This window comes from Amycolatopsis sp. NPDC048633 (assembly GCF_040650695.1).
Taxonomy (GTDB): domain Bacteria; phylum Actinomycetota; class Actinomycetes; order Mycobacteriales; family Pseudonocardiaceae; genus Amycolatopsis.
The window spans coordinates 1-22,041 of record NZ_JBEZHS010000004.1 but is presented as its reverse complement, the minus strand read 5'-3'; the positions used below and the strand labels follow the sequence as shown (position 1 = coordinate 22,041).

The following is a 22,041-nucleotide window of genomic DNA, read 5'->3' as shown; positions in this document are numbered from 1 at the left end:
AACAGTGGAGGTCCGCTATGTCCCGTTTCCGTGCAGTCCAGGCGGTGTTGCTCGCGAGTTTGGCTGTCCTGGTGACCGCTTGTGGTGGTGGTCCGGACGGTGCGGGCGGGACGTCGCAGGCTCCCGGCGCACCCGCGTCCGGCATCCCGGACACGACGGCGATCGTCCAGGGCGTGCAGAAGGACGCCCAGCTCAACGCCGCTTTGCCGGCCAACGTCAAGCAGGCCGGCGTGCTGCACCTGGCGTCGAACCTGCAGTCCGCGCCCAACAACTTCTACGCCGCCGACGGCAAGACCCCGATCGGCTACGAGGTCGACCTCGCCAAGGCGATCGCCGCGAAGCTCGGCGTCACCGTCGCCCACCAGGACATGGCGTTCGGCTCGCTCATCACCAGCCTCCAGTCCGGCCGCATCGACCTGACCATGGCCGGGATGAACGACACCAAGGCCCGCCAGGCGCAGATCGACTTCGTCGACTACTTCACCTCGGGCATCACGATCATGATCCGCAAGGGCAACCCGGACGGCATCACCGGCCCGGACACGCTGTGCGGCAAGAACGTCGCCGTCGTGCAGGGCACCAGCCACCAGAAGTTCGCCGAAGCGCAGACCACCAAGTGCACGCAGGCCGGCAAGCCCGCGGTCACCGTCACCGCGACCGACAGCGACAACCAGAACCAGAACCAGCTGCGCACCGGCCGCGTCGCGGCGATCCTCAACGACCTGCCCAGCGCCGTCTACATCTCCCGGACCGCGGGCGACGGCAAGTTCTTCGAGGTCGTCCCGGGTGAGCCGATCGAAGGCGGGCCGTACGGCATCGGCGTCAACAAGCAGAACAAGCCGCTGACGGACTCCGTGCAGAAGGCGCTGCAGGCGCTCATCGCCGACGGCACCTACGGCAAGATCCTGCAGGCCTGGGGTGTGGACCAGGGCGCGATCAAGGAGGCCGCGGTCAATGGCGGCTCCTGAACCGGCTGAGCCGCTCCCGATCGTCCCGCTCCGCCACTGGGGCCGGTGGGTCGCCGCCGTCGTGATCCTCGCCCTGCTCGTGCTGCTGGGGATCGCCCTCGGCAACGCGCAGATCGAGTGGAGCCAGGTCCCGGACTTCGTCTTCTTCAAGGTGATGGCGACGGGCCTGCTCAACACCGTCGTGCTGGCGGTGCTGTCCCAGGCCGTCGCGATCGTGCTGGGTGTCGTCATCGCCCTGCTGCGGCGCAGCGCCAACCCGGTCGCCCGGTGGTTCGCCGCCGGCTACATCTGGATCTTCCGCGGCCTGCCGGTGCTGCTGCAGATCCTTCTTTGGTACAACCTGGCGCTCGTCTTCCCGGTGATCCACGTCCCGTTCCTGGTGAACGCGCCGACGAACGTGCTGATCAGTGCGTTCACCGCGGCGTTCCTCGGCCTGGCGCTCAACGAGAGCGCGTACATGGCCGAGATCGTCCGGGCCGGGCTGAACAGCGTCGACAGCGGGCAGACCGAAGCGGCGAAGTCGATCGGCATGACGCCGGCCGCGACGCTGCGCCGGGTCGTGCTGCCGCAGGCGATGCGCGTGATCATCCCGCCGACCGGCAACGACTTCATCAACATGCTCAAGGGCACGTCGATGGCGTCGGTGATCGGCGTGACCGAGCTGATCCACGCGGCCAACAACATCTCGTCGAACAACCTGCTGGTGATGGAGACGCTGCTGGCCGCGGCCGTCTGGTACATGGTCGTGGTGACCGTCGCCGGGGTCGGCCAGCACTACCTGGAACGCTCGTTCGGGCAGGCCGACCGTGGCCCGCTCGCCCGCGCGGGCAAGGCGCTGCGTGGCGTGCCGCTGGTGAGGAGTGCCCGTGTCTGAGTCTGTTTCTGGGCCCCTGCTGCGCGCCGTCGGCGTCAAGAAGTCCTACGGCCACACCGAAGTCCTCGGTGGCATCGACCTCGAAGTCCACAAGGGACAGGTCGTCTGCCTGCTCGGCCCGTCCGGCGCCGGGAAGAGCACGTTCCTGCGCTGCATCAACCACCTGGAGACGATCGACGCCGGCCAGATCTGGGTCGACGGCGAGCCGATCGGCTTCCGGCAGCGCGGCGGCAAACTGTACGAGCTGCGCGAACGCGACGTCGCCCGCCAGCGGCGGGACATCGGCATGGTGTTCCAGCGGTTCAACCTGTTCGCGCACCGGACGGCGCTGGAGAACGTCGTCGAGGGCCCGATCCGGGTGCTGGGACTCAAAGCGGACGAGGCGCGCAAGCAGGGCCTCGAGCTGCTCGACCGCGTCGGGCTCGCGCATCGCGGTGACGCGTACCCCGCGCAGCTGTCCGGCGGGCAGCAGCAGCGCGTCGCGATCGCGCGGTCGCTGGCGATGAAGCCGAAACTGATGCTGTTCGACGAGCCGACGTCGGCGCTGGACCCGGAGCTGGTCGGGGAGGTGCTGGAAGTGATGAGTACGTTGGCCGGGGAGGGGATGACGATGGTCGTCGTGACACACGAGATGAGCTTCGCCGCGGAGGCCGCCGACGAGGTGGTGTTCCTGGCCGACGGCGCCGTCGTCGAGACCGGGCCGCCGTCGGAGGTGCTGAGCGCGCCGAAGCACGAACGGACCCGGCAGTTCCTGGCGAGGATCCTCGCGTGACGCGGATTTCGCCCCGGTACCTGCTCCAGTTCGACGAGCCCGCCGGCTACCTCGACTTCGCCCGGTTCGGGCCGCCGTCCCACGCGGTGCTCGACACGACGGCCGCGCTGCTCGACCAGGCCACGACGGCTGGTCCGTCCACTGTGGACGAGCTGATGCGGCAGGAGATCCGGGCCAAGGCCGCCGCCGCGCGGCTGTCCGGTTCGGACACCGACCACACCGTGCTGCTGCCCAACACCAGCCTCGGGCTGTTCCAGGCCGCGTTCCACAGCTCGGGCGAGGTGCTGGTGTCGGCGGCGGAGTTCCCGGCCAACACCTACCCGTGGGCGCGTGCCGAACAAGCGGGCCGCCTGACCCTGCGCCGGCTGACCGGCGGATATGTGACCCCCGAGCGCGTCGCCGAAGCGTTGACGCCCGAGATCACCACCGTCAGTGTGAGCGCCGTCGACTTCCGCACCGGCTTCCGCGCCGACCTCGCGGCCCTGCGTGACGTCGTCGGTGACCGGCTGCTGGTCGTCGACGGCATCCAGGGCTTCGGCGTGATCGAAGCGCCGTGGGAGGTCGCCGACGTCCTGGTCGTCGGCGGGCAGAAGTGGCTGCGCGCGGGCTGGGGGACCGGCTTCGCGGTGCTCTCCGACCGTGCCTTGGAACGGATGGATCCGGTGCTCTCGGGCTGGACCGGCGCGCGCGACCCGGGGCTGTTCGACGACGAGATCCACCCGCCGGACGCCACCGCCCAGGCCTGGTCGATCTCCAACCTCAGCCCGATCACCTCCGGTGCGTTCGCCGGGGCGCTGGAACTGGTCGAGGACGCCGGGGTCGGCGCCATCGCGGCCCGGATCGCCGAGCGGATCGGGTCCTTCGAGGAGGTGCTCGCTTCCTGCGGCGCCGAAGTCGTCTCGGCGACCGAGCGCCGCGCGGGGATCCTGGCGTTCACCCTGCCCGGCCACCCCGCCGAGCAGGTCGGGGCCGCGCTGGCCACCGCGGGGATCGCGGCGACCGTGCGGCCCGAGCACGTCCGGTTGTCGCCGCACGCGTCCACGCCGGCGGCGGCCGCGGATCTGCTCCGGGAAGCGTTGGAGACGCTGACCAAGCCCCGCGAACCGCTGGTCGTCCCGGCCGCGGGCGCGACGACGCACGAGGTGCTGACCGCGCTGGTACCGGCGATCCCGGGGCTCGCGGCGATGCTCGGGCCGGGCAACGAGGTCCTGCTGCACGACCTGGCCCGGCTGCCGGACTCGATCGTCGCCATCGCCGGCGACCTGACCGGCCGCAGCGTCGGCGGGCCGATGACCGACCTGCTGCTCGGCCTGGTTCGCCGCGGCACCACGCAGGACCTGACGAACTACCGCACGCACGGCCCGGACGGCCGCGCCATCCGTTCGTCGACGCTGTTCCTGCGCGACGCCGACGGGGTCGCGGTCGGCTGCCTGTGCGTCAACAGCGTCGACGCGTCCGCTTCGGCGGGCGGCAACGGGGAGCCGGAGACTTTCCCACCGGACGTCGACAGCCTGCAGCGGTTCCTGGTCGACCGCGCGGTGACCAAGGCCGGGATCCCGGTGGACCTGATGAAGAAGCGGCACAAGGCGGACGTGGTGCGTGAGCTCGACGAAGCCGGTTATTTCCTCATCAAGGACGCGGTCGACCACCTGGCCGGGCGCCTCGACGTCACCCGCTACACGATCTACAACTACCTCAACGAAATCCGCGCCTGACGCTGCCCGAACGGACCTTGTCTCCCGGGCGGTCCCGGGCGGACCATGTGCCGATGACCGAACCGGACACTCGGCGGGCGCTGGTGCGGCTCGAGGTGGAGGACGAAGACGGGGACGAAGAGCTCGACCGGCTCGCCCGGCGGCTGCGGGCCGAGCTGGGTGAGCTGGACGTCGACGTGCTCGCCGTCGCCGGTGACCTCCCGGCGGGCGCGAAGGCCGCCGACCCGGTCACGATCGGGTCGCTCGTGGTCGCGTTCAGCGCGGCCGGCGGGGTGTTCCCGGGGGTGCTCGAAACCCTGCGCGAGTGGCTCGGCCGGCAGGCGGGCAAGCACCGGATCAAGGTGACCGTCGACGGCGACACCGTCGAGCTGGAGCGCGCGACCTCGGCCGAGCGGCAGCAGCTGATCGACGCGTTCGTCCGGCGGCACGGCTAGCCGTGGCGGGCCGCCACGCCCTGCTGATCGCGACCGAGACGTACGCCGACCCGGCGCTGCGGCGCCTGACCGCCCCCGGCGGCGACGCGCGGGCCCTGGAAGCGGTGCTGCGCGACCCGTCGATCGCCGGCTTCGAGGTGACGACGCTGATCGACCGGCCGCACCACGTGGTGGGGGCGGCGATCGGCGAGTTCTACCGCGTCCGCCGTCGCGACGACCTGACGTTGCTGTACTTCACCGGCCACGGCGTCAAGGACGACGACGGGAGCCTGTACCTGGCGATGGCCGACACCCGCCGGGACAGCCTGATGTTCACGGCGCTGGCGGCGGAGCTGGTCGACCGCGCGATGGCCGGCTGCCCGTCGCGGCAGAAGGTGCTGGTGCTGGACTGTTGTTACAGCGGCGCGTTCCCGGCGGGCAAACTCGTGAAGGCGGGCACCGACGTGCACACGCTGGAGCGGTTCCAGGGCCGCGGCCGCGCGGTGCTGACGGCGTCGGACGCGACGCAGTATTCGTTCGAGGGTGACGCGGTGGTGGGCTCGGCGGCCCGCTCGGTGTTCACGCGGCACCTGGTGGCGGGCCTGCAAGACGGCACCGCGGACCTCGACGGCGACGGTGATGTGACGGTCGACGAGCTGTACAGCTACGTCCACGAGCGGGTGGTGGCGGAGATGCCGCGGCAGCGCCCGAAGCACCAGTCCGACGTGGAGGGACGGATCGTCCTGGCCCGGAATCCCCGGTGGACGGTGCCGGAGTACCTGAGGCACGGGCTGGCGAGCCCGATCGCGGCGGACCGGCTGGTCGCGCTGGAGGGGCTGAAGCGGCTGAACCGGGTGGGGAACGCGGTGGTGCGGGAGCGGACGGCGGCGGAGATCCGGAAGCTGGCCGAGGACGACAGCCGGATGGTGTCGGGTGCCGCGGTCGCCTGGGTGGCGGAGGAGACGGTGGCCGTGCCACCTCCGGCCCGGCCCGAACCGGTGATCCCGGCCGGGCAGGCGGCTGCTCCGCCGGAACCCGTGGTCGTGCCGCCGCAGGTTCCCCCGCCGGTGGCCCCGGCCGTGCCGCGTGCCGCCCGGGTGGCCCCGGCCGTGCCGCCCGCCCGGCCACTCCCGAAGACCCCGACGCCCGGTGAGGACGGTTCCGAGCGGGAAGTGGCCGTCCGCAACGCCCGGTTCTACTTCGGGAGCGTCGGCCTGACCTTGGTTTTGCTGGTCGCGGTCCTCACAGTGGGCGTCCCGGGTTGGCTGCTTCTTCTGCTGGGCGTGATCCTCGCGTACTTCCTGGTACTGGGAGTGCTCTCCCTTCGTCGACACTCCAAATAGGACCCCCACGCGTCCGTGCGGTGTCCGCGGCGACCGGCGAATCCGATTTCCACCTTTCGTAGGGCATTCGCGGCCACCCGCCCGTTTGCGGTCCCCGCCCGGCGCACCCGGGTCTAGGGTTCAGCCGCTCGAAGCCGAAGCCAAAAGGGAGAAAACAGTGAGACGTGCCGTTCTTGCCGCGGTGGCCGCCGCCGCGGTGGCGTCCGCACTCGTGGCCGCGCCGGCCGCGTCCGCGGCGCCCGCAGCCGCGAACCCGGCGACGATCGCCTGGGGTCCGTGCACCGACCCCACGCTCGTCGCCGCCGGCGCCGAATGCGGGTACCTGGGGGTCCCGCTCGACTACTCGAAGCCCCGCGGCGAGCAGGTCCAGCTCGCCGTCAGCCGGGTCAAGCACAAGGTCGCGGACGCGCAGTACCAGGGCGTCATGCTGACCAACCCCGGTGGCCCCGGCGGCTCCGGGCTGCTGCTGGCCACCCGCGGGCCCAAGGTGCCCGACCACGCCGGTGACGCCTACGACTGGATCGGCTTCGACCCGCGCGGTGTCGGCGCCAGCAAGCCCGCGCTGTCGTGCGACCCGAACTACATGGACTACGACCGGCCCGAGTACGCGCCGATCACCCCGCAGCTCGAGCGGACCTGGCTCAACCGCGCCAAGGGCTACGCCGACGCGTGCGCGAAGAACAACTCGAAGGCCCTGCTGGAGAACATGAAGACGACCGACACGGTCAAGGACATGGACTCCATCCGCAAGGCGCTCGGCCAGAAGCAGCTGAACTTCTACGGCTACTCCTACGGCACCTACCTCGGCCAGGTGTACGGCTCGCTGTTCCCGCAGAACGTGCGCCGGATGGTGCTCGACTCGACGGTCGACCCGCGCGGCGTCTGGTACGGCGACAACCTCAACCAGGACGTCGCGTTCGACAAGAACATCCTCATCTGGTTCGGCTGGCTCGCCCAGCACGACGACGTCTACCACCTCGGCAAGACGCAGGGTGCCGTGCAGCGCGTGGTCAACGAGCAGCTGCTCAAGGCGTCGTTCACCCCGGCCGGCGGCGTGATCGGCCCGGACGAGATCCTCGACGTCATCCAGCAGGCGAGCTACTACCAGCTGCGGTGGACGCTGCTGGGCGACGCGCTGTCGCGGTTCGTCAACCAGGGCGACTGGCAGAACTGGAAGTCGCTGTTCGAGGCCTTCGGCGGCCGCGGCGACGACAACGGTTACGCGGTCTACCTCGCCGTCCAGTGCAGCGACGTCCAGTGGCCGCAGAGCTGGAACCAGTGGAAGATCGACAACTGGAAGACGTCCGTCAAGGCGCCGTACTTCACCTGGCAGAACGCCTGGTTCAACGCGCCGTGCCTGTTCTGGCCGGCGAAGGCCGGCAAGCCGGCCAAGATCGACGGTGCCGGCGTCAAGAGCGTGCTGATGATCGACGAGACGCTGGACGCGGCGACGCCGTTCCCGGGCAGCCTCGAGGTCCGCAGCCGCTTCCCGGGCGCGTCGCTGATCGCGGAGCCGGGCGGCACGAGCCACGCGATCACCCCGCGCGGCAACGCGTGCGTCGACAACAAGATCGCGGACTACCTGGCGACGGGCGCGCTCCCGGCCCGCAAGCCGGGCCGGACGGCCGACGTCGAGTGCGCGCCGCTGCCCCAGCCGACGCCGCCGGCGCCGACCGCGGCGAAGGCCGATCTCGGCGCCACTCAGGGCCTGGTCGCCGGGCGGTTCACCGGCTGACCTGCGTAAACCGTTACCAACGGGGTGTCGGGCCCAGTGCCCGGCACCCCGTTTTCTGCGCTTTCCGGCGCCGGGGGCTTTGAAGATGCGCGGACTTTGTGTTACAAAGTGCGCATCGACTTTGCGATGCAAAGTCCACGAACGAAGGGAGAGCGCCATGACCGGGGGACCGGCGTTCACACTCCACGGCCTGACCAAGCGGTTCGGTCAGGTCACCGCCGTCGACGGGGTGACGGTCGAAGTCACGCACGGGGAGGTCGTCGCCCTGCTCGGGCCGAACGGTGCGGGCAAGTCGACGACCGTCGACATGCTGCTCGGCCTGACCAAGCCGGACGCGGGGCAGGTCACCGTCGCCGGGGGCACCCCGCGCGAGGCCGTCGACCAGGGGCTGCTCGGCGCGATGATGCAGAACGGCGCGCTGCTGCCGGACGCCACGGTCGGCGAAATCGTCGACCTGGTCGTCTCGACGCACGCGAAGCCGCTGCCCGCCGCCGAGGTGATCGCCCGGGCCGGCCTCGAGAAGCTCGTGAAACGCCGCTGCGGCAAGCTGTCCGGCGGTGAGCGGCAGCGCGTCCGGTTCGCCCTCGCTCTGGCCGGCGACCCGCAGCTGCTCGTCCTCGACGAGCCCACCGCCGCGATGGACGTCGACGGCAGGCGGGCCTTCTGGACGGCCATCCGCGAGTTCACCGCCACGGGCCGCACCGTGCTCTTCGCGACGCACTACCTCGCCGAGGCCGAGGACTACGCCGACCGCGTGGTGCTGATGCGCCACGGCGCCGTCGTCGCCGACGGGCCGGTCGCCGAGGTCCGGGCCGCCGTGTCCGGGCGGGTGCTCAAGGCCGCCGTGCCCGGCGCGACCGAAGCCGAGCTCGCCGCCTTGCCGGGCGTCACGACCGTGCAGCTGCGGGCCGGGCGCGCCGAGCTGGCCTGCGCCGACTCCGACGCCGCGATCCGCGCGTTGCTGGCGAAGTACCCGGGTGCCGCCGACATCGAGATCACCGCGCTGGGCCTCGAGGAGGCCTTCCTGGCGCTGACCGCCGACGAGACCGAAGGGGCAGCCGCGTGAACACCACCTACCTGAGCCTGGAGATCAAGCGGATCATCCGGAGCCCGCAGTTCACGATCTTCACGATCGGCATGCCGGTGGCGATGTTCCTGCTGTTCGGCTCGATCTTCGGCGCGCTCATCGCGCCGAACGGCCTGGCCAACGACGTCCAGACGATGATCAACCTCGCCGCGTACGGCGCGAGCGGCGGTGCGCTGTTCACCGGCACCCGGGTGGCGCAGGAGCGCACCGACGGCTGGCAGCGGCAGCTGCGGCTGACGCCGATGCGCGGACCCGGCTACCTGGTCGTCAAGGTCATTTCGGCGATGGCGGTGGCGCTGCCGGTGCTCGTGGTGGTGTTCGCCGCGGGGCTGGCGACGGGGGTGCAGATGACCGCCGCGCAGTGGGGACTCGTGCTGGTGTCGCTGTGGCTCGGCACCCTCCCGTTCGCCGTGCTGGGCCTGGCCATCGGCCTGTTCGGCAAGGGGGACACGGTCGGCGCGGTCACCGGCGCGCTGATGATGCCGCTCGGCATGCTCGGTGGCCTGTGGATCCCGCTCTACGTCCTCCCGGAGTGGATGGGCACCCTCGCCCACTTCTTCCCGACGTACTGGCTCGGGCGGGTCGGTCTCGAACCGCTCGCGCACGCCGGCGGGATGGGGCTCGCGGCGCTCGTGCTCCTGGGCTGGCTGGTCGTCCCGGGCATGATCGTGGTGCGCCGGTTCCGGCTGGACACGGCCAGGCTGTGAATGCTTGTTAACCTCCGTGCAGTACTGAGGGGTCTGCGCGGACGAAGGGCGGGACGGGTGGACGACGAGCCGTTGTCGGCGGAGGAGTCGCTGAACCTGATCGCCCAGCAGAACCGGCGGACCCGCCGGGAACTGGGCGGGGGTCCGGCGCGCATGCTCGCGGCCTGGGCCCTCGCCTGGATCGTCGGCTGGAGCTTCGCGTACTTCACGACGCAGACCGAGACCGTGCCCGGGTGGGCCGGCGGGGTGGTCGTCGCGGTGCTGTTCGTCGCCGCGATGGTCTACACCGGCGTCGTCAGCGCCCGGGCCGGGCGGGGGATCCGCGGGCCGTCCAAGACGGTCGGCGCGATGTACGGCTACAGCTGGGCGCTCTCCTCGATGGGGCTGAGCGTGATCGACATCCGGATCACGATGTTCGGCACGCTGACCTCCGACCAGGTGTCGCTCCTGTGGTCCGGCACCTGGCTGCTGCTGACCGGCGTCCAGTACCTCGCCGGCGGCATGCTCTGGCAGGACAAGCTGATGTACGGGCTCGGCGGGTGGATGATCGTCTCCGCCGGGCTCAGCGTGCTGGTCGGGTTCCCGGCCAACTTCCTCGTGCTGACGATCTGCGGTGGCGGTGGGTTCCTGCTCGGCGCGATCGTCTACTTCGTCCGCGAGAAGTCCGGCCGCCGATGAGCGACCCGCTGCCGCAGCTCGACCCGGTCATCCACGCCCAGGCGCGGCTGCGGGTCACGGTCGCGCTAGCCGGGCTGCATTCCGCGGACCAGATCACCTTTCCACGGCTCCAACAGCTGCTGGACATGACCGCGGGCAACCTTTCGACGCACCTGCGCAAGCTCGAGGACGCCGAGTACGTCGAGATCACGAAGGCCTACGAACACCGCACGCCCGTCACCCTGGTCCGGCTGACCGCGGCCGGGCGCGCGGCGTTCGAGAGTTACACCAAGGCGCTGCACCAGCTGCTGGACGCCACCGGCGGGGACTGACGTGGCCCGCTGGGTGATCCACCTCGACCTGGACGCCTTCTACGCCTCGGCCGAGCAGCTCACCCGCCCGACGCTGGCCGGGCGCCCGGTCCTCGTCGGCGGCGCCGGGCCCCGCGGCGTCGTCGCGGGTGCGAGCTACGAGTCCCGGGCGTTCGGTATCCATTCGGCGATGCCGATGGCGCAGGCGCGGCGGCTGCTCCCGGCGAACGGCGTGATCGTGCCGCCGCGGTTCCGCGTCTACGAGCGGCTCAGCCAGGAGGTGTTCGCCGTCGTCACGTCGGTGGCGCCGGTGCTGGAGAAGATCTCCCTCGACGAGGCGTTCGCCGAACCGCCTTCGCTCGTGGGTGCTTCGTTGGCGGCGGTCACGGAGTTTTGTGCGTCGCTGCGGGCCCGCATCCGTTCGGAGACGGGCCTGGTCGCGTCGATCGGCGCGGGCAACGGGAAGCAGATCGCCAAGATCGCCTCGGACGAGGCCAAGCCGGACGGCCTGCTGGTGGTGCCGCAGGGCACCGAACGGGAGTTCCTCGAGCCGCTGCCGGTGCGCGCGCTGTGGGGGATCGGCCCGGTGGCCGAGGGGAAGCTGCGGTTCATCGGCGTCCAGACGCTCGGGCAGCTGGCGGCACTGTCCGAACAGGACGCCGTGTCGACGCTCGGCGGCGTGGTCGGCCGCGACCTGCGCCGCCTGGCAACGGGGTTCGACGACCGCCCGGTGGCCGACCGCGGCGAGACCAAGCAGGTCAGCGCGGAAACGACGTTCGACATCGACATCAAGGACTTGACGACGCTGCGCGCGGAGGTCCGGCGGATCGCGGTGGGCGCGCACAAACGGCTGGTGAAGGCCGAGCGCGTGGCCCGCACGGTGGTGATCAAGCTGCGGCACACGGACATGCACACGGTGACCCGCTCGGAGACGATCTCGGCGCCCACGGACGACCTCGCCGAGCTGTCGGCGACAGCGGAGCGGCTCCTGCTGGACCCGGCGGAGTTCGGCGGGATCCGCCTGGCGGGCGTCGCCTACAGCGGGCTGTCGGTGCCCCACCAGGACGCGCTGTTCACCCTGGCGGTCCCGTCGGCGCCCTCGGCATCGACCACGGTCACGGCCGCCGCGCCGCTTCCCGCCGCACCCCCTTCGACCTGGCGCCAAGGCGACGACGTCGTACACGAGGAGTACGGAACGGGCTGGGTCCAAGGGGCAGGCCACGGCCGCGTGACGGTCCGCTTCGAGCACCGCACTTCGGGCCCCGGCTCCGCTCGCACGTTCCCCCAGGCCGACCCCGCCCTCACTCGCGGCGACCCCGGCGACTGCCTGCGGTGAAAGCCGTGAAGGCCTCCTTCCCGGCCATAAGAGCCGGTAAGGAGGCCTTCACAGCTTTGGGACCTACTCGGCCGAGCAGCCCTGGAGCTTCGCGACTTCCTGGCCCGCCAGGAGGAACGCGCCCACGCCGAAGGCCGACGTGTCCGTGGCCTTCGCCGTTGCCGGGCGGTCGCCCTCCGGCTGGACGTAGCCGACCTTGCCGTCCGCCTGCAACGCCTTCGTCGACAGCGCCGTCCACGCCTTGTCCACCACCGGGCGGAAGCGTGCCGCCGGGAGGATGCCCGCGCTGATGCCCCAGCCGATGCCGTACGTGAAGAACGCCGTGCCGCTCGTCTCCGGGCCGCCGTGGTCCCACGGGTTCAGCAGGTCCGAGTTCCAGAAGCCGTCACGGCGCTGCAGCAAGGACAACGAGAACGCCATCTTCTTGTACACCCGCAGGTACTCCGGCCGCCGCGGGTCGTCGGTCGGCAGGACCTGGAGCACCTTCGTCAGCGCCGCCAGGGCCCAGCCGTTGCCGCGCGACCAGAACACCGCCGAGCCCTTGAACCGCTCGTCGCGGTACCACAGGCCGGTGAACTCGTTGAACAGCTTGTGCTCCGACGACTTGAACAGCTTGTCCATCGCGTCCAAATAGGACGGATCGTGGTCGATCACGCTCATCCGCGCGAACGACGGCATCGCCATGTTCAACGCGTCGACGTAGTTCCAATAGTCGCGATGTCCGGCCTGCACCGAAGCCACCTCGTCACGAATGCGGGTGCGGATCGCGTCGAGCGGGGCTTCGGGGTGGAAGTACGTGTAGAGGTCGAGGTACGCCTCGCCGGCGGCTTGGTTGTCCGGGAAGAACGGCCGCTTTGCGTCGTACGGCAGCTGGTAGCCGTTCGCCTCGGCCCAGGGCAGCGTCTTGTGGTTCGACTGGCCGGTGGTCCGGACCAGCGCGAGGTTGCCGACGTGGAACGTCGCGTTCTGCCAGTCCGGCGCGTCGAGGTTCGTCCCGTTGGCCACCCAGTAGTTGCCCGCGGCGACCATCTGGTCGGAAACAGCGCACTCGGCGGGGGCCGCGAGAGCCACCGGCGCCGTGCACAGCCCGCCGGCCACCGCCGCGGCCGCGAGCACGCCGAAGCCACGAATACCCGGGAAACGCATGGAAGCGTCCTCCTCAGCACGTCATGGCGGCGGGTGGGTCGCAGCGAGTGTTCAGGGTTCCCGGTGGACGTGTCAAGGTGCCGGTGAGCGGTACGGCGCAACGGTTTCCAGCAACCGGCGCGACGCGGATTCGGCCCCGTCGGCGTTCTTCGCCAGCACCAACGTCAGCACGCGGGAGTGCGCGACGAGCGTGTTGCCCTCCGGCAGCTCCATCGGCTCGCCGTGCGCGGTCAGCGCGGCCACCACGGGGATCTGCAGCTGCGCGATCAGCGCGTTGCCGGACGCGCGGATCAGCGCCGCGTGGAACCGGGAGTCGGCCTCCCGGAACGCCGCGGTGTCGGAACGCTCGACCGCGTCCGCCATCAGCTCGTAGGCCGCGGCCATCGCCGAAAGCTCGTCGGGACGCCGGTGCTGCGCGGCCATCCGCGCCGCCTGCGGTTCGATCGCCAGCCGCAGCTCCAGCAGTTCGCGCAGGTACTCGCGGCCGTCGGGACCGTTGACGCGCCACGCGATGACGTCCGGGTCGATCGCGTCCCAGGCCTCGGGCGGCAACGTCCACGTGCCGACCCGCGGGCGCGCGGTCACCATGCCCTTGGACTCCAGCACGCGCAGCGCCTCGCGGACCACGGTCCGGGAGGCGGAGAACCGCCGGCCGAGCTCCTCGGGGACGAGCGGCTGCCCGTCCCCGAGGACGCCTTCGACGATGAGCCTGCCCAGTTCGTCGACGATGCGGGCGTGCAGGCCACGCCCGGGATCGCTCATCGCCGGGCCGCGCTACTCGGGCAGGCCGACGCGGCGCTCTCCGCTGCGCAGCTGCTGCAGCACGACCGCGATCACGAGCAGGGCGCCGTGGGCGACGTTCTGCCAGAACGGGTTGATGCCCAGTCCGGACATGCCGTTGTCGAGCACGCCCAGGATGATCACCGCGAGCACGGTGGAGATGATCGACCCGCGGCCGCCCTTGAGCATCGTGCCGCCGAGCGCGGCGCCGGTGACGGCCTGCAGTTCCAGGCCTTCGGATCCGGACACCGGCTGACCCGAGCCGGTCCGCGCGGTGATCAGGATGCCCGCGACCGCCGCGACCACGCCGGCCAGCGCGTAGACGCCGATGATGTACCGGTTGATGTTGATGCCGGCCAGCCGCGCGGCGGTGTCGTTGCCGCCGATCGCGTAGACGTTGCGGCCGATGTCGGTGTACTTCAGCAGGAAGTGCAGCGCCGCCGCGACGATCAGGAACACCCACACCAGCGACGGCAGGCCGAGGATGGCGCCCTTGGCCAGGAAGATGAACAGGTCGTCGCCACCGGTGTAGCCCTGCGACTTGCCGTCGGAGATGACCTGCGCGATGCCCTTGTAGGTGGCGAGCATGGCCAGCGTCGCGACCACCGGGTTGACCCGGCCGAAGATGATGATCATGCCGTTGACCAGGCCGCAGAGGATGCCGACGCCGACCGCGGCGAGGATGCCGACCTCCGCGTTCCCGGACGAGGTGAACACCATCGCCGAGACGACCGAGGCGAGCCCCGCCATCGAGCCGACCGAGATGTCCAGCGCGCCCAGGATGATCACCAGCGTCTGCACCAGGGCGAGCAGCCCCATGATGGTGATCGCGCTGCCGATCAGCAGCAGGTTGTTGGTGCGCAGGAAGTTGTCGTTCAGGATGCTCAGCAGGACGATCAACGCGATCAGCGTGATGATCAGGCTCGAGTTCTGCACACCGATGCCGGTGAGCACCCGGCGCACCGCCGAGGGCTGCTGCGGCGCGGCCGGCTCCGAAGACATGGCTTTCTCCTGGGTCGGGGTACTCATGCGCCGATCTCCTGCTGCTCTTCTACTGCGGGTTCGGTTTCGGGGATGGCGAGGGTCAGCACGGCTTCCTCGGTTGCGTCGGCACTGGCGATCTCGCCGGCCAGCCGCCCCGCGCGCATCACGAGGATGCGGTCGGCCAGCGTCAGCACCTCGGGCAGGTCGGACGAGATGACCAGCAGCGCGATGCCTTCCGCGGCGAGGCCGTCGATGATCCGGTAGATCTCGGCCTTCGCGCCGACGTCGACGCCGCGGGTCGGCTCGTCGAGGATCAGCAGCTTCGGCCGCCGCGCGAGCCACCGCGCCAGGACAGCCTTCTGCTGGTTGCCGCCGGACAGCTTCCGGACTTCCTGCTCCATCGACGGCGTCCGCACGCGCAGCTCGCGGATGTACTCCTCGACGAGCGTGCGCTCCTTCGCGCGCTTCACGACGCGGAAGCGGCGAAGGCGGTCCAACACGGAGATGGAGATGTTGTCGCGCACGGAACGCTGCATGAGCAGCGCGTCCGTCTTGCGCTCTTCGGGCGCGAAGCCGATGCCCGCTTTGACCGCGTCGCCGGGGTTGCGGGCGCGCAGCCGTTTCCCGGCCAGCTCGATGGTCCCTGAGCGGATCGGCAGGTCGGCGACGATCGCGCGGGCCAGTTCGGAGCGTCCGGCGCCGACCAGCCCGGCCAGGCAGACGACCTCGCCCGCGCGGACCTCCAGGGAGATGCCGGTGACGTCGTCGGTCGTGACGTCGGCCAGCTTCAGCACGACGTCCCCGGTGTCCTGCGTGACGCGGCGTTCCAGTGCCGACAGGTCGCGGCCGATCATCATCCGCACCAGGCTGGCTTCGTCGGTCTCCGCGGCCTGCTGGACGCCGACGAGCTTCCCGTCGCGCAGCACCGCGACGCGGTCGGCGAGCCGGAAGATCTCCTTCATCCGGTGCGAGACGTAGACGACGGCGACCCCGTTGTCGCGCAGCCGCCCGATCAGCCGAAACAGCGCGTCCACCTCGTGTTCGGACAGCGACGACGTCGGCTCGTCGAAGGCGATCACCTTCGGCGGCGTGGCCGCGGTGAGGACGCGCAGGATTTCGACGATCTGCCGCTGGGCGGCCGAGAGCGCGACGCCGAGCGTAGCCGGGTTGAGCACGCCTTCGAAGCCGTACTCGGCGAGCGCGTCCTGCGTCGCCTTCAGGAGCGTGCGGCGGTTGAAGACCCGCGCCTTGGCGGGGAGTTCGCCGACGAAGACGTTCTCCGCCACGGAGACGTGCGGGATGATCTCGGGCTCCTGGTAGATCACGCGCACCCCGGCGGCCATCGCCGCGCGCGGGGTGTCGAAGGTGACCTCGGTGCCGTCGAGCAGCAGCCGGCCGTCGTCGGGGCCCTGGTCGCCGGAGAGCACACGCAGGAGCGTCGACTTGCCGGCGCCGTTCTCGCCCATCAGCGCGAGGACCTCGCCGGAACGGATTTCCAGCGAGACGTCGTCGAGGGCGGTGACCCCGGAGAAGCGCTTGCCGATGCCCTCGACGGCGAGCGCGGGAGCAGAGCTGGACATGATCGCCCTTCGAGCGGTGGAACCCGCGTCCGGCACTTCATGAGGAAAGTGCCGGACGCGGGAGTTCGGTCAGGTGCAGTTGACGCCGGCCTGCTTGTAGTTGTCCTTGTTGACGATCGTGGTCTTCGCGATCGTCTCCGCGGGCAGCTCCTTGCCGTTCTTCACCTTGTCCACCAGCACCTGGATCGCCGAGCGGCCGACCTCGGCGCCGGAGATGTAGAGCGCGGACTTGTTGCCGGTGTCCTTGCCGGCCGCCCAGTCCTTGCAGGTGAGGTACGCGCCGAGCCCGACGCCGATGATGTTGTTCGCCTGCACGCCGGAGTTGGCCAGCGCGGTCACGACGCCGGTCTCGTTCTCGTCGTTGCAGCCCCAGACGACCCAGTGCTTGACGCCCGGGTTGGAGCCGATCACCGCGCCGGAGCGGTTCTGCGCGTCGACCGGCGAGTTGTCGGTGCCGACGTCGATCACCGGGACCTCGGCGCCTGCCTCCTTCGCGAACGCCGTCTTCGCGGCGCCGACGCGGTCGGTGCAGACGGTGAGGTCCTGCTTGTAGGCGCTGATGATCTTCGTGTCGGCGGCGGTCCAGCCGGCGGCCTTGAACAGCTTCCCGGCCTCGGTGCCGACCGAGTCGCCCATCTGGCTGCCGTTGAAGCCGACGAACGGGGCCTTCGCGCCGGTGCCGTCCTTGATGACGTCGTCGGAGGCGATGATCGGGATGCCCGCGCTCTTCGCCTTGTCGATCACCTGCGGGCCGATGGCCTGGTCCGGGACGACGATGGCGACGCCGTTCGCGCCCTGCGCGACCGCGGCGTCCAGCTCGGTGATCGCCTTGTTGGCGTCCTGGCCGAGGTTGACGACCTTGAGCTCGACGCCGAGCTCCTTCGCCTTCTCCTGCGCCCCCTGCGCCTGCTCGACGAAGTACTGCTGGTCACCCTGTTTCTGCAGGTAGTAGAGGGTGATCTTGCCGTTGGCGGGCGCCTGCTGCGTCGCGGGTGCTTCTGTCTTTCCGGAGGAGCAGGAAGCCATCAGGAGACCGGAAATCAAACAACAACCAACAACGCTCCAGGTGCGGAACCTGTGCGAGTGTGGGGACATCGTTGCTCCCAAGGAGGCCGGGGTTCGAATGGCGCGTGGGGGCGCCGGTGGGTGACTGGTATTACAAAACACCCGTTCGTGCAGCGTCAACCCGCAGTTAGCGGAGCGATACCTACTCTGCGTAGTTGCATCGTGGCACGCACCCGAGTGATTTATCGTATTTTTTCGGCGCTGTCCTGCGCGTTGTCCGGTTTTGTCCTGTGCGAATGTTCTGATCGGTGTTGTCGACTGTGGTGGAAGTTTCCGTTGATCGGTGGGCCGCACTTGCCGGGTTCGTCCGGATGGGAGGATGGCCGGACCACAGCAGCAGGGGGACCGATGACGAAGCTCCGCGTCGCCACGCTCGCCGGTGTCGCCGTCCTGGCGGCCGCGTGCAGCAGCCCGCCGCAGTCCGGCCCCGCGCCGACGCCGTTCCCGGAGACGTCTTCTTCGCCGGAAGCGGCCCCGGACGGCTCGTTCAGCGTCGTCGCGACCGGTGACGTCCTGATCCACCCGGCGCTGACCGAGCAGGCCGAGGCCGACGGCGGCGGGAAGATCGACTACCGGCCGTTGCTCGCCGGGGTCAAGCCGCTGATCTCCGGGGCCGACCTCGGGATCTGCCACCTCGAGACGCCGCTGGCGCCGGAAGGCGGCCCGTACAGCGGGTACCCGTCGTTCAGCGCGCCGCCCGAGATCGCCGACGCGCTCAAGGACACCGGGTACGACACCTGCTCGACGTCGTCCAACCACACGATCGACCAGGGCGCCGACGGCGTGAAGCGGACCCTGGACAAGCTCGACGCCATCGGGATCAAGCACACCGGCTCGGCGCGGTCGGCCGCCGAGGCGGCGAAACCGCTGATCCTCGACGTCCACGGTGTGAAGGTCGGGCAGGTGTCGTACGCCTTCGGGTTCAACGGCATCAAGGTGCCGGCCGGGAAGCCGTGGCTGGCCAACCAGATCGACGTCGACGACGTCCTGGCAGCGGCCAAGAAGGCGCGTCAGGCGGGGGCGCAGATCGTGATCGCGAGCCTGCACTGGGGTGTCGAGTACCAGCACGACCCGACCGCCGAGCAGCGGTCGCAGGCCAAGAAGCTCCTGGCGTCGGACGACATCGACCTGATCGTCGGCCACCACGCGCACGTGGTCCAGCCGTTCGAGAAGATCGGCGGCAAGTGGGTGGCCTACGGGCTCGGCAACAGCGTCGCCCGCCACTCCGAACCGCGCGGAGACACGGAGGAGGGCGCGGCGGCCCGTTTCCGCTTCGTCCGCGACGGCGACCGCTGGAAGGTCGACAAGGCCGAGTACATCCCGACACTGATCAAGCTGGATGCCCCGATCCGCCTGGTCGACTTGTCGACAACTCCAGCGTCCACGCAGGTCACCAAGGCCCTGGGAGACACGGACAAGAACATTCTGAGCCTGAAAGCGGACAAAGACGGCCTCACCCGCCCCGGCAAGTAACCCGTAACTCGCGTGATCAGAGCCGTGACTCGCGTGATTGAAGCCGGATCTCGTGAGTCACGGCTTCAATCACGCGAGATCCGTCCCTGATCACGCGAGTTACGGGGTCAGTGGGTGCGGGTGGTGATCAGGCGGGCCAGGGAGGCCAGTTCCGCGGCCGGGCGGGGGACCGGGTTCACCGAGGCCAGCTCGCGCAGTCCCTTCGCCACCAGCGCCGACGCCTGGGCCTGGCTCCACTGGCGGCCGCCGGCTTCGTCGACGAGCGAAGCCGCGCGGGCCAGCTCGGCGTCGTCGAGCGGGTCGGTGCCGGCGTACAGCGCTGCCAGCTCCGCGCCCGCCGCGGTGCCGGACGACAGCGCCGTCACCACCGGGAGCGACTTCTTGCGGTTCTGGAGGTCCGAGTACACCGGCTTGCCCGTCTCGGCGGGGTCGCCCCAGATGCCGAGCAGGTCGTCGACGTGCTGGAACGCCAGCCCGATCGACCGGCCGAACTCGCCGAACCGCGGCACCGCCTCCGGCCGGCCGGCGAGCAAGGCTCCCAGCTCGCAGGCCGCGCCGATCAGCGCCGCCGTCTTGCCGCCCGCCATCCGGACGCACTCCGCCGGCGTGACGTCGTCGCGCTGCTCGAAGTCCAGGTCGGCGGCCTGGCCTTCCAGCAGTTCGAGGACGCCGTGGGACAGCAGTTTCGCGCCCTCGGGCGACAGCTGTTCGAACGCGACGCTCAGCAACGCGTCCCCGGCGAGGACCGCGGGCCCGGTGCCGAAGACGGTCCACGCCGTCGGCCGGTGGCGCCGGGTGGTGTCGCCGTCCATGACGTCGTCGTGCAGCAACGAGAAGTTGTGCACGAACTCGACCGCGACGGCGGCGGGCACGGCGTCCGCGGGCACCCCGCCCGCGGCTTCCGCGCACAGCAGGACCATGGCCGGGCGCAGCGCCTTGCCGCCGTCCGCGGACGACGGTGCGCCCTGGGCGTCTTCCCAGCCGAAGTGGTAGCCGGCGATCCGCCGCATCGCGTCGGGCAGCCGCTCGGCCGCGGTGCGCAGCGCCGGGTCGACCAGGCCCTTGCTCCACGCGAGGACGTCGGCGAGGGGGCGGGCGGCGGTCCGCGAGTCCATGGTCGTCATGAGCGGCCGATCTCGACGTCGTCGAGCACGCCGAGCGCGTCCGGGACCAGCACGGCGGCGGAGTGGTAGGCACTGACCAGATAGGACGTCACCGCGCGGTCGTTGATGTTCATGAACCGCACGTTGAGGCCGGGCTGGTATTCGTCCGGCAACGACTTCGGGCGGAGGCCGATGACACCGGCGTCGTCTTCGCCCGTACGCATGGCCAGGATCGACGTCGTGCCGGTGTCGGTGACGGGGATCTTGTCGCAGGGCAGGATCGGGACGCCACGCCAGGCCATGACGCGCTTGCCGTCGAGGACCGTCGTGTCGGGATAGAGACGTGCTCGCGTGCATTCGCGCCCGAACGCGGCGATGGCGCGTGGGTGGGCGAGGAAGAACTTGGTCTTGCGGCGGCGGCAGAGCAGGTCGTCGAGGTCGAGTGGCGTGGGTGGTCCGGTGCGGGTGGTGAGTCGGTGTTTGAGGTCGACGTTGTGCAGGAGCCCGAAGTCGGTGCTGTTGACGAGTTCGTGTTCTTGCCGTTCCCGCAACGCTTCCACAGTCAACCGCAGCTGCTGTTCCAGCTGGTTCATGGGGTTGTTGTAGAGGTCGGTGACGCGATTGTGCACGCGCAGCACGGTTTGCGCGACGGCGAGGTCGTACTCGCGCGGTGAAGGGTCGTAGTCGACGTAGGTGCCGGACAGCATCGGCTCGCCGTCGTGGCCGGCCGCCAGGTCGATGCTCGCCTCACCGGCCTTGTTCTGCGGTTTCCGCGGCCGGCCGGCCGCCTCGGCGACGTGGGTCCGCAGCGACTCGGACCGGCCGTTGAGCCGCGCGTACGCCGACGCGGACAGCACCAGCGCGATCACGCGGGTCGCGGCCCGGGCGGTGAACGACCACGTCGCGTCGTCACGGGCGAGGAGCTCGGCGCCGATGTGGTCCCCGTCGGTCGCGGTGCCGAGGGTGACTTCGTCGCCGTATTCGCCGCGGCCGTGCTGCGTGACTTTGCCGTGGGCGACGAGGATCAGGGTGTCGAGCGGGTCGCCGTCCGTGGTGATGGTGGCGCCCGGCTCGTACTCCCGCTGTTCGAAAGCCTCGGCCAAGGCACTCAGGGCCTGTTCGTCGCCGAAGCCGCGCAGGAGCTCGAGTTCGGTGAGCTCGGCCGGGACGACCTGGACGCGCGCGCCGGTGGTGAAGAAGCTGACTTTGCCGTCGCCGATGGTGTAGGTGAGGCGGCGGTTGACGCGATAGCTGCCCGCGGGCACGTCGACCCAGGGCAGCTGGGAGAGCAGCCAGCGGGTGGTGATGCCGCGCATCTGCGGCAGTGACTTGGTCGTCGTGGTCAGCGTCCGGGCCGCCTGGACGCCCAGCGACAGCTGCGGTGACAACGGTTCTTCGGTGACGGTCAAGGGTTCACGCGCCGATCGGGTTCAGGAGCTTCGGGGAGACCGGGCTGGGGCACGACCCGGGCCGCGGCCGTGCCGAGCCCGGTCGGCCCGAAGACCGACGGCGGCAGGCCGGGCCCGGGGCGCGGCGGTTCCGCGTCGGGCTGGCGAGGCGGTGTCGCGGGCTCCGCCATTACCCCTCCCGGCCGAGTTCGGCGCTTTCCAGCACGGCGAGCGCGTCGGGCACCAGCACGGCGGCCGAGTAGTACGCCGACACCAGATACGACATGATCGCCTGCTCCGAGACGCCCATGAACCGGACGTTCAGGCCCGGCTGGTACTCATCCGGCAGCCCGGTCTGGTGCAACCCGACCACGCCCTGAGCCTGTTCCCCGGTACGCATCAGCAGGATCGAACTGGTGCCGGTTTCGGTGACGGGGATCTTGTTGCAGGGCAGGATCGGCACCCCCCGCCACGCCGGAACGTGATGCCCACCGAGGTCCACAGCGTCCGGGTAGACGCCGGCTTTGGTGCATTCCCGGCCGAACGCGGCGATCGTCTTCGGGTGGGCCAGGAAGAACCCGGGGTCCTTCCACACCAGGGCGAG

The 22,041-nt window shown here is 70.4% G+C and carries 20 protein-coding genes and 1 pseudogene; 13 read left to right on the top strand and 8 right to left on the bottom strand.

Annotation, left to right across the window (positions count from 1 at the left end; all coding sequences use genetic code 11):
- The first annotated feature begins 17 nt into the window (after positions 1-17).
- The 12 genes from AB0C38_RS10855 to AB0C38_RS10800 all read left to right on the top strand — a co-directional run bounded on the left by AB0C38_RS10855 (position 18) and on the right by AB0C38_RS10800 (position 11,918).
- The gene (locus AB0C38_RS10855) at positions 18-968 is read left to right on the top strand and encodes an ABC transporter substrate-binding protein (protein ID WP_360670029.1); all 951 of its coding nucleotides are present in this window, start codon (positions 18-20) and stop codon (positions 966-968) included.
- The gene (locus tag AB0C38_RS10850) at positions 955-1,842 is read left to right on the top strand and encodes an amino acid ABC transporter permease (RefSeq protein ID WP_360670027.1); all 888 of its coding nucleotides are present in this window, start codon (positions 955-957) and stop codon (positions 1,840-1,842) included. The genes AB0C38_RS10855 and AB0C38_RS10850 overlap by 14 nt, the downstream gene beginning before the upstream one ends.
- Positions 1,835-2,614: an amino acid ABC transporter ATP-binding protein gene (locus AB0C38_RS10845; protein ID WP_360670024.1), complete on the top strand. Its 780-nt coding sequence runs from the start codon at positions 1,835-1,837 to the stop codon at positions 2,612-2,614. The genes AB0C38_RS10850 and AB0C38_RS10845 overlap by 8 nt, the downstream gene beginning before the upstream one ends.
- Positions 2,611-4,329, top strand: coding sequence for an aminotransferase class V-fold PLP-dependent enzyme (locus AB0C38_RS10840; RefSeq protein ID WP_360670021.1), 1,719 nt, complete (start codon positions 2,611-2,613; stop codon positions 4,327-4,329). Before AB0C38_RS10845 ends, AB0C38_RS10840 begins: the two co-directional genes overlap by 4 nt.
- 53 nt (positions 4,330-4,382) lie before the next feature.
- The gene (locus AB0C38_RS10835) at positions 4,383-4,763 is read left to right on the top strand and encodes a hypothetical protein (RefSeq protein WP_360670018.1); all 381 of its coding nucleotides are present in this window, start codon (positions 4,383-4,385) and stop codon (positions 4,761-4,763) included.
- A 2-nt stretch (positions 4,764-4,765) separates the two neighbouring features.
- Entirely contained in the window at positions 4,766-6,085 is a 1,320-nt protein-coding gene (locus tag AB0C38_RS10830) for a caspase family protein (protein WP_360670015.1), read from the top strand.
- A 157-nt stretch (positions 6,086-6,242) separates the two neighbouring features.
- The gene (locus AB0C38_RS10825; RefSeq protein ID WP_360670012.1) at positions 6,243-7,820 is read left to right on the top strand and encodes an alpha/beta hydrolase; all 1,578 of its coding nucleotides are present in this window, start codon (positions 6,243-6,245) and stop codon (positions 7,818-7,820) included.
- Between the two features lie 157 nt (positions 7,821-7,977).
- Positions 7,978-8,886 (top strand): ABC transporter ATP-binding protein, encoded by a 909-nt coding sequence (locus AB0C38_RS10820; RefSeq protein ID WP_360670009.1) that lies wholly within the window; start codon positions 7,978-7,980, stop codon positions 8,884-8,886.
- The gene (locus AB0C38_RS10815; RefSeq protein ID WP_360670006.1) at positions 8,883-9,614 is read left to right on the top strand and encodes an ABC transporter permease; all 732 of its coding nucleotides are present in this window, start codon (positions 8,883-8,885) and stop codon (positions 9,612-9,614) included. Before AB0C38_RS10820 ends, AB0C38_RS10815 begins: the two co-directional genes overlap by 4 nt.
- A gap of 57 nt (positions 9,615-9,671) precedes the next feature.
- Positions 9,672-10,292 (top strand): hypothetical protein, encoded by a 621-nt coding sequence (locus AB0C38_RS10810; RefSeq protein ID WP_360670004.1) that lies wholly within the window; start codon positions 9,672-9,674, stop codon positions 10,290-10,292.
- Positions 10,289-10,603 carry a transcriptional regulator gene (locus AB0C38_RS10805; RefSeq protein ID WP_360670001.1) on the top strand — a complete coding sequence of 105 codons (315 nt, stop codon included), beginning with the start codon at positions 10,289-10,291 and terminating at the stop codon, positions 10,601-10,603. The genes AB0C38_RS10810 and AB0C38_RS10805 overlap by 4 nt, the downstream gene beginning before the upstream one ends.
- 1 nt (position 10,604) lies before the next feature.
- Positions 10,605-11,918 carry a DNA polymerase IV gene (locus AB0C38_RS10800; RefSeq protein ID WP_360669998.1) on the top strand — a complete coding sequence of 438 codons (1,314 nt, stop codon included), beginning with the start codon at positions 10,605-10,607 and terminating at the stop codon, positions 11,916-11,918.
- Positions 11,919-11,981: 63 nt separating this feature from the next.
- Here AB0C38_RS10800 and AB0C38_RS10795 read toward each other — a convergent pair whose 3' ends face one another.
- The 5 genes from AB0C38_RS10795 to AB0C38_RS10775 form a co-directional block, all read right to left on the bottom strand.
- Positions 11,982-13,064, bottom strand: coding sequence for a glycoside hydrolase family 88 protein (locus tag AB0C38_RS10795; protein WP_360669995.1), 1,083 nt, complete (start codon positions 13,062-13,064; stop codon positions 11,982-11,984).
- A gap of 72 nt (positions 13,065-13,136) precedes the next feature.
- Positions 13,137-13,826, bottom strand: coding sequence for an FCD domain-containing protein (locus AB0C38_RS10790; protein WP_360669993.1), 690 nt, complete (start codon positions 13,824-13,826; stop codon positions 13,137-13,139).
- Between the two features lie 12 nt (positions 13,827-13,838).
- The gene (locus AB0C38_RS10785) at positions 13,839-14,873 is read right to left on the bottom strand and encodes an ABC transporter permease (RefSeq protein WP_360669990.1); all 1,035 of its coding nucleotides are present in this window, start codon (positions 14,871-14,873) and stop codon (positions 13,839-13,841) included.
- Positions 14,870-16,408 (bottom strand): sugar ABC transporter ATP-binding protein, encoded by a 1,539-nt coding sequence (locus tag AB0C38_RS10780; RefSeq protein WP_360669987.1) that lies wholly within the window; start codon positions 16,406-16,408, stop codon positions 14,870-14,872. The genes AB0C38_RS10785 and AB0C38_RS10780 overlap by 4 nt, the downstream gene beginning before the upstream one ends.
- A 69-nt stretch (positions 16,409-16,477) precedes the next feature.
- A complete protein-coding gene (locus AB0C38_RS10775; RefSeq protein WP_360669984.1) occupies positions 16,478-17,452 on the bottom strand; it encodes a substrate-binding domain-containing protein in 975 nt (324 codons plus the stop codon).
- Between the two features lie 369 nt (positions 17,453-17,821).
- On the opposite strand from AB0C38_RS10775, the gene AB0C38_RS10770 reads away from it, so the two are divergent.
- Positions 17,822-18,946 carry a CapA family protein gene (locus AB0C38_RS10770; protein ID WP_360669981.1) on the top strand — a complete coding sequence of 375 codons (1,125 nt, stop codon included), beginning with the start codon at positions 17,822-17,824 and terminating at the stop codon, positions 18,944-18,946.
- Positions 18,947-19,053: 107 nt separating this feature from the next.
- Here AB0C38_RS10770 and AB0C38_RS10765 read toward each other — a convergent pair whose 3' ends face one another.
- The 3 genes and pseudogenes from AB0C38_RS10765 to AB0C38_RS10755 form a co-directional block, all read right to left on the bottom strand.
- Positions 19,054-20,070 (bottom strand): family 2 encapsulin nanocompartment cargo protein polyprenyl transferase, encoded by a 1,017-nt coding sequence (locus tag AB0C38_RS10765; protein WP_360669979.1) that lies wholly within the window; start codon positions 20,068-20,070, stop codon positions 19,054-19,056.
- Positions 20,067-21,458, bottom strand: a complete 1,392-nt coding sequence (locus tag AB0C38_RS10760; protein ID WP_360669976.1) for a family 2B encapsulin nanocompartment shell protein — start codon at positions 21,456-21,458, stop codon at positions 20,067-20,069. Before AB0C38_RS10760 ends, AB0C38_RS10765 begins: the two co-directional genes overlap by 4 nt.
- A gap of 169 nt (positions 21,459-21,627) precedes the next feature.
- Positions 21,628-22,041 (bottom strand): annotated as a pseudogene (locus AB0C38_RS10755) (Crp/Fnr family transcriptional regulator); the annotation flags it as partial.

Coding starts and splice junctions, on each gene's coding strand:
- AB0C38_RS10855 (WP_360670029.1), top strand. CDS start 18: ATGTCCCGTTTCCGTGCAGTCCAGGCGGTGTTGCTCGCGAGTTTGGCT.
- AB0C38_RS10850 (WP_360670027.1), top strand. CDS start 955: ATGGCGGCTCCTGAACCGGCTGAGCCGCTCCCGATCGTCCCGCTCCGC.
- AB0C38_RS10835 (WP_360670018.1), top strand. CDS start 4,383: ATGACCGAACCGGACACTCGGCGGGCGCTGGTGCGGCTCGAGGTGGAG.
- AB0C38_RS10820 (WP_360670009.1), top strand. CDS start 7,978: ATGACCGGGGGACCGGCGTTCACACTCCACGGCCTGACCAAGCGGTTC.
- AB0C38_RS10805 (WP_360670001.1), top strand. CDS start 10,289: ATGAGCGACCCGCTGCCGCAGCTCGACCCGGTCATCCACGCCCAGGCG.
- AB0C38_RS10795 (WP_360669995.1), bottom strand. CDS start 13,064: ATGCGTTTCCCGGGTATTCGTGGCTTCGGCGTGCTCGCGGCCGCGGCG.
- AB0C38_RS10790 (WP_360669993.1), bottom strand. CDS start 13,826: ATGAGCGATCCCGGGCGTGGCCTGCACGCCCGCATCGTCGACGAACTG.
- AB0C38_RS10785 (WP_360669990.1), bottom strand. CDS start 14,873: ATGAGTACCCCGACCCAGGAGAAAGCCATGTCTTCGGAGCCGGCCGCG.
- AB0C38_RS10780 (WP_360669987.1), bottom strand. CDS start 16,408: ATGTCCAGCTCTGCTCCCGCGCTCGCCGTCGAGGGCATCGGCAAGCGC.
- AB0C38_RS10770 (WP_360669981.1), top strand. CDS start 17,822: ATGACGAAGCTCCGCGTCGCCACGCTCGCCGGTGTCGCCGTCCTGGCG.
- AB0C38_RS10765 (WP_360669979.1), bottom strand. CDS start 20,070: ATGACGACCATGGACTCGCGGACCGCCGCCCGCCCCCTCGCCGACGTC.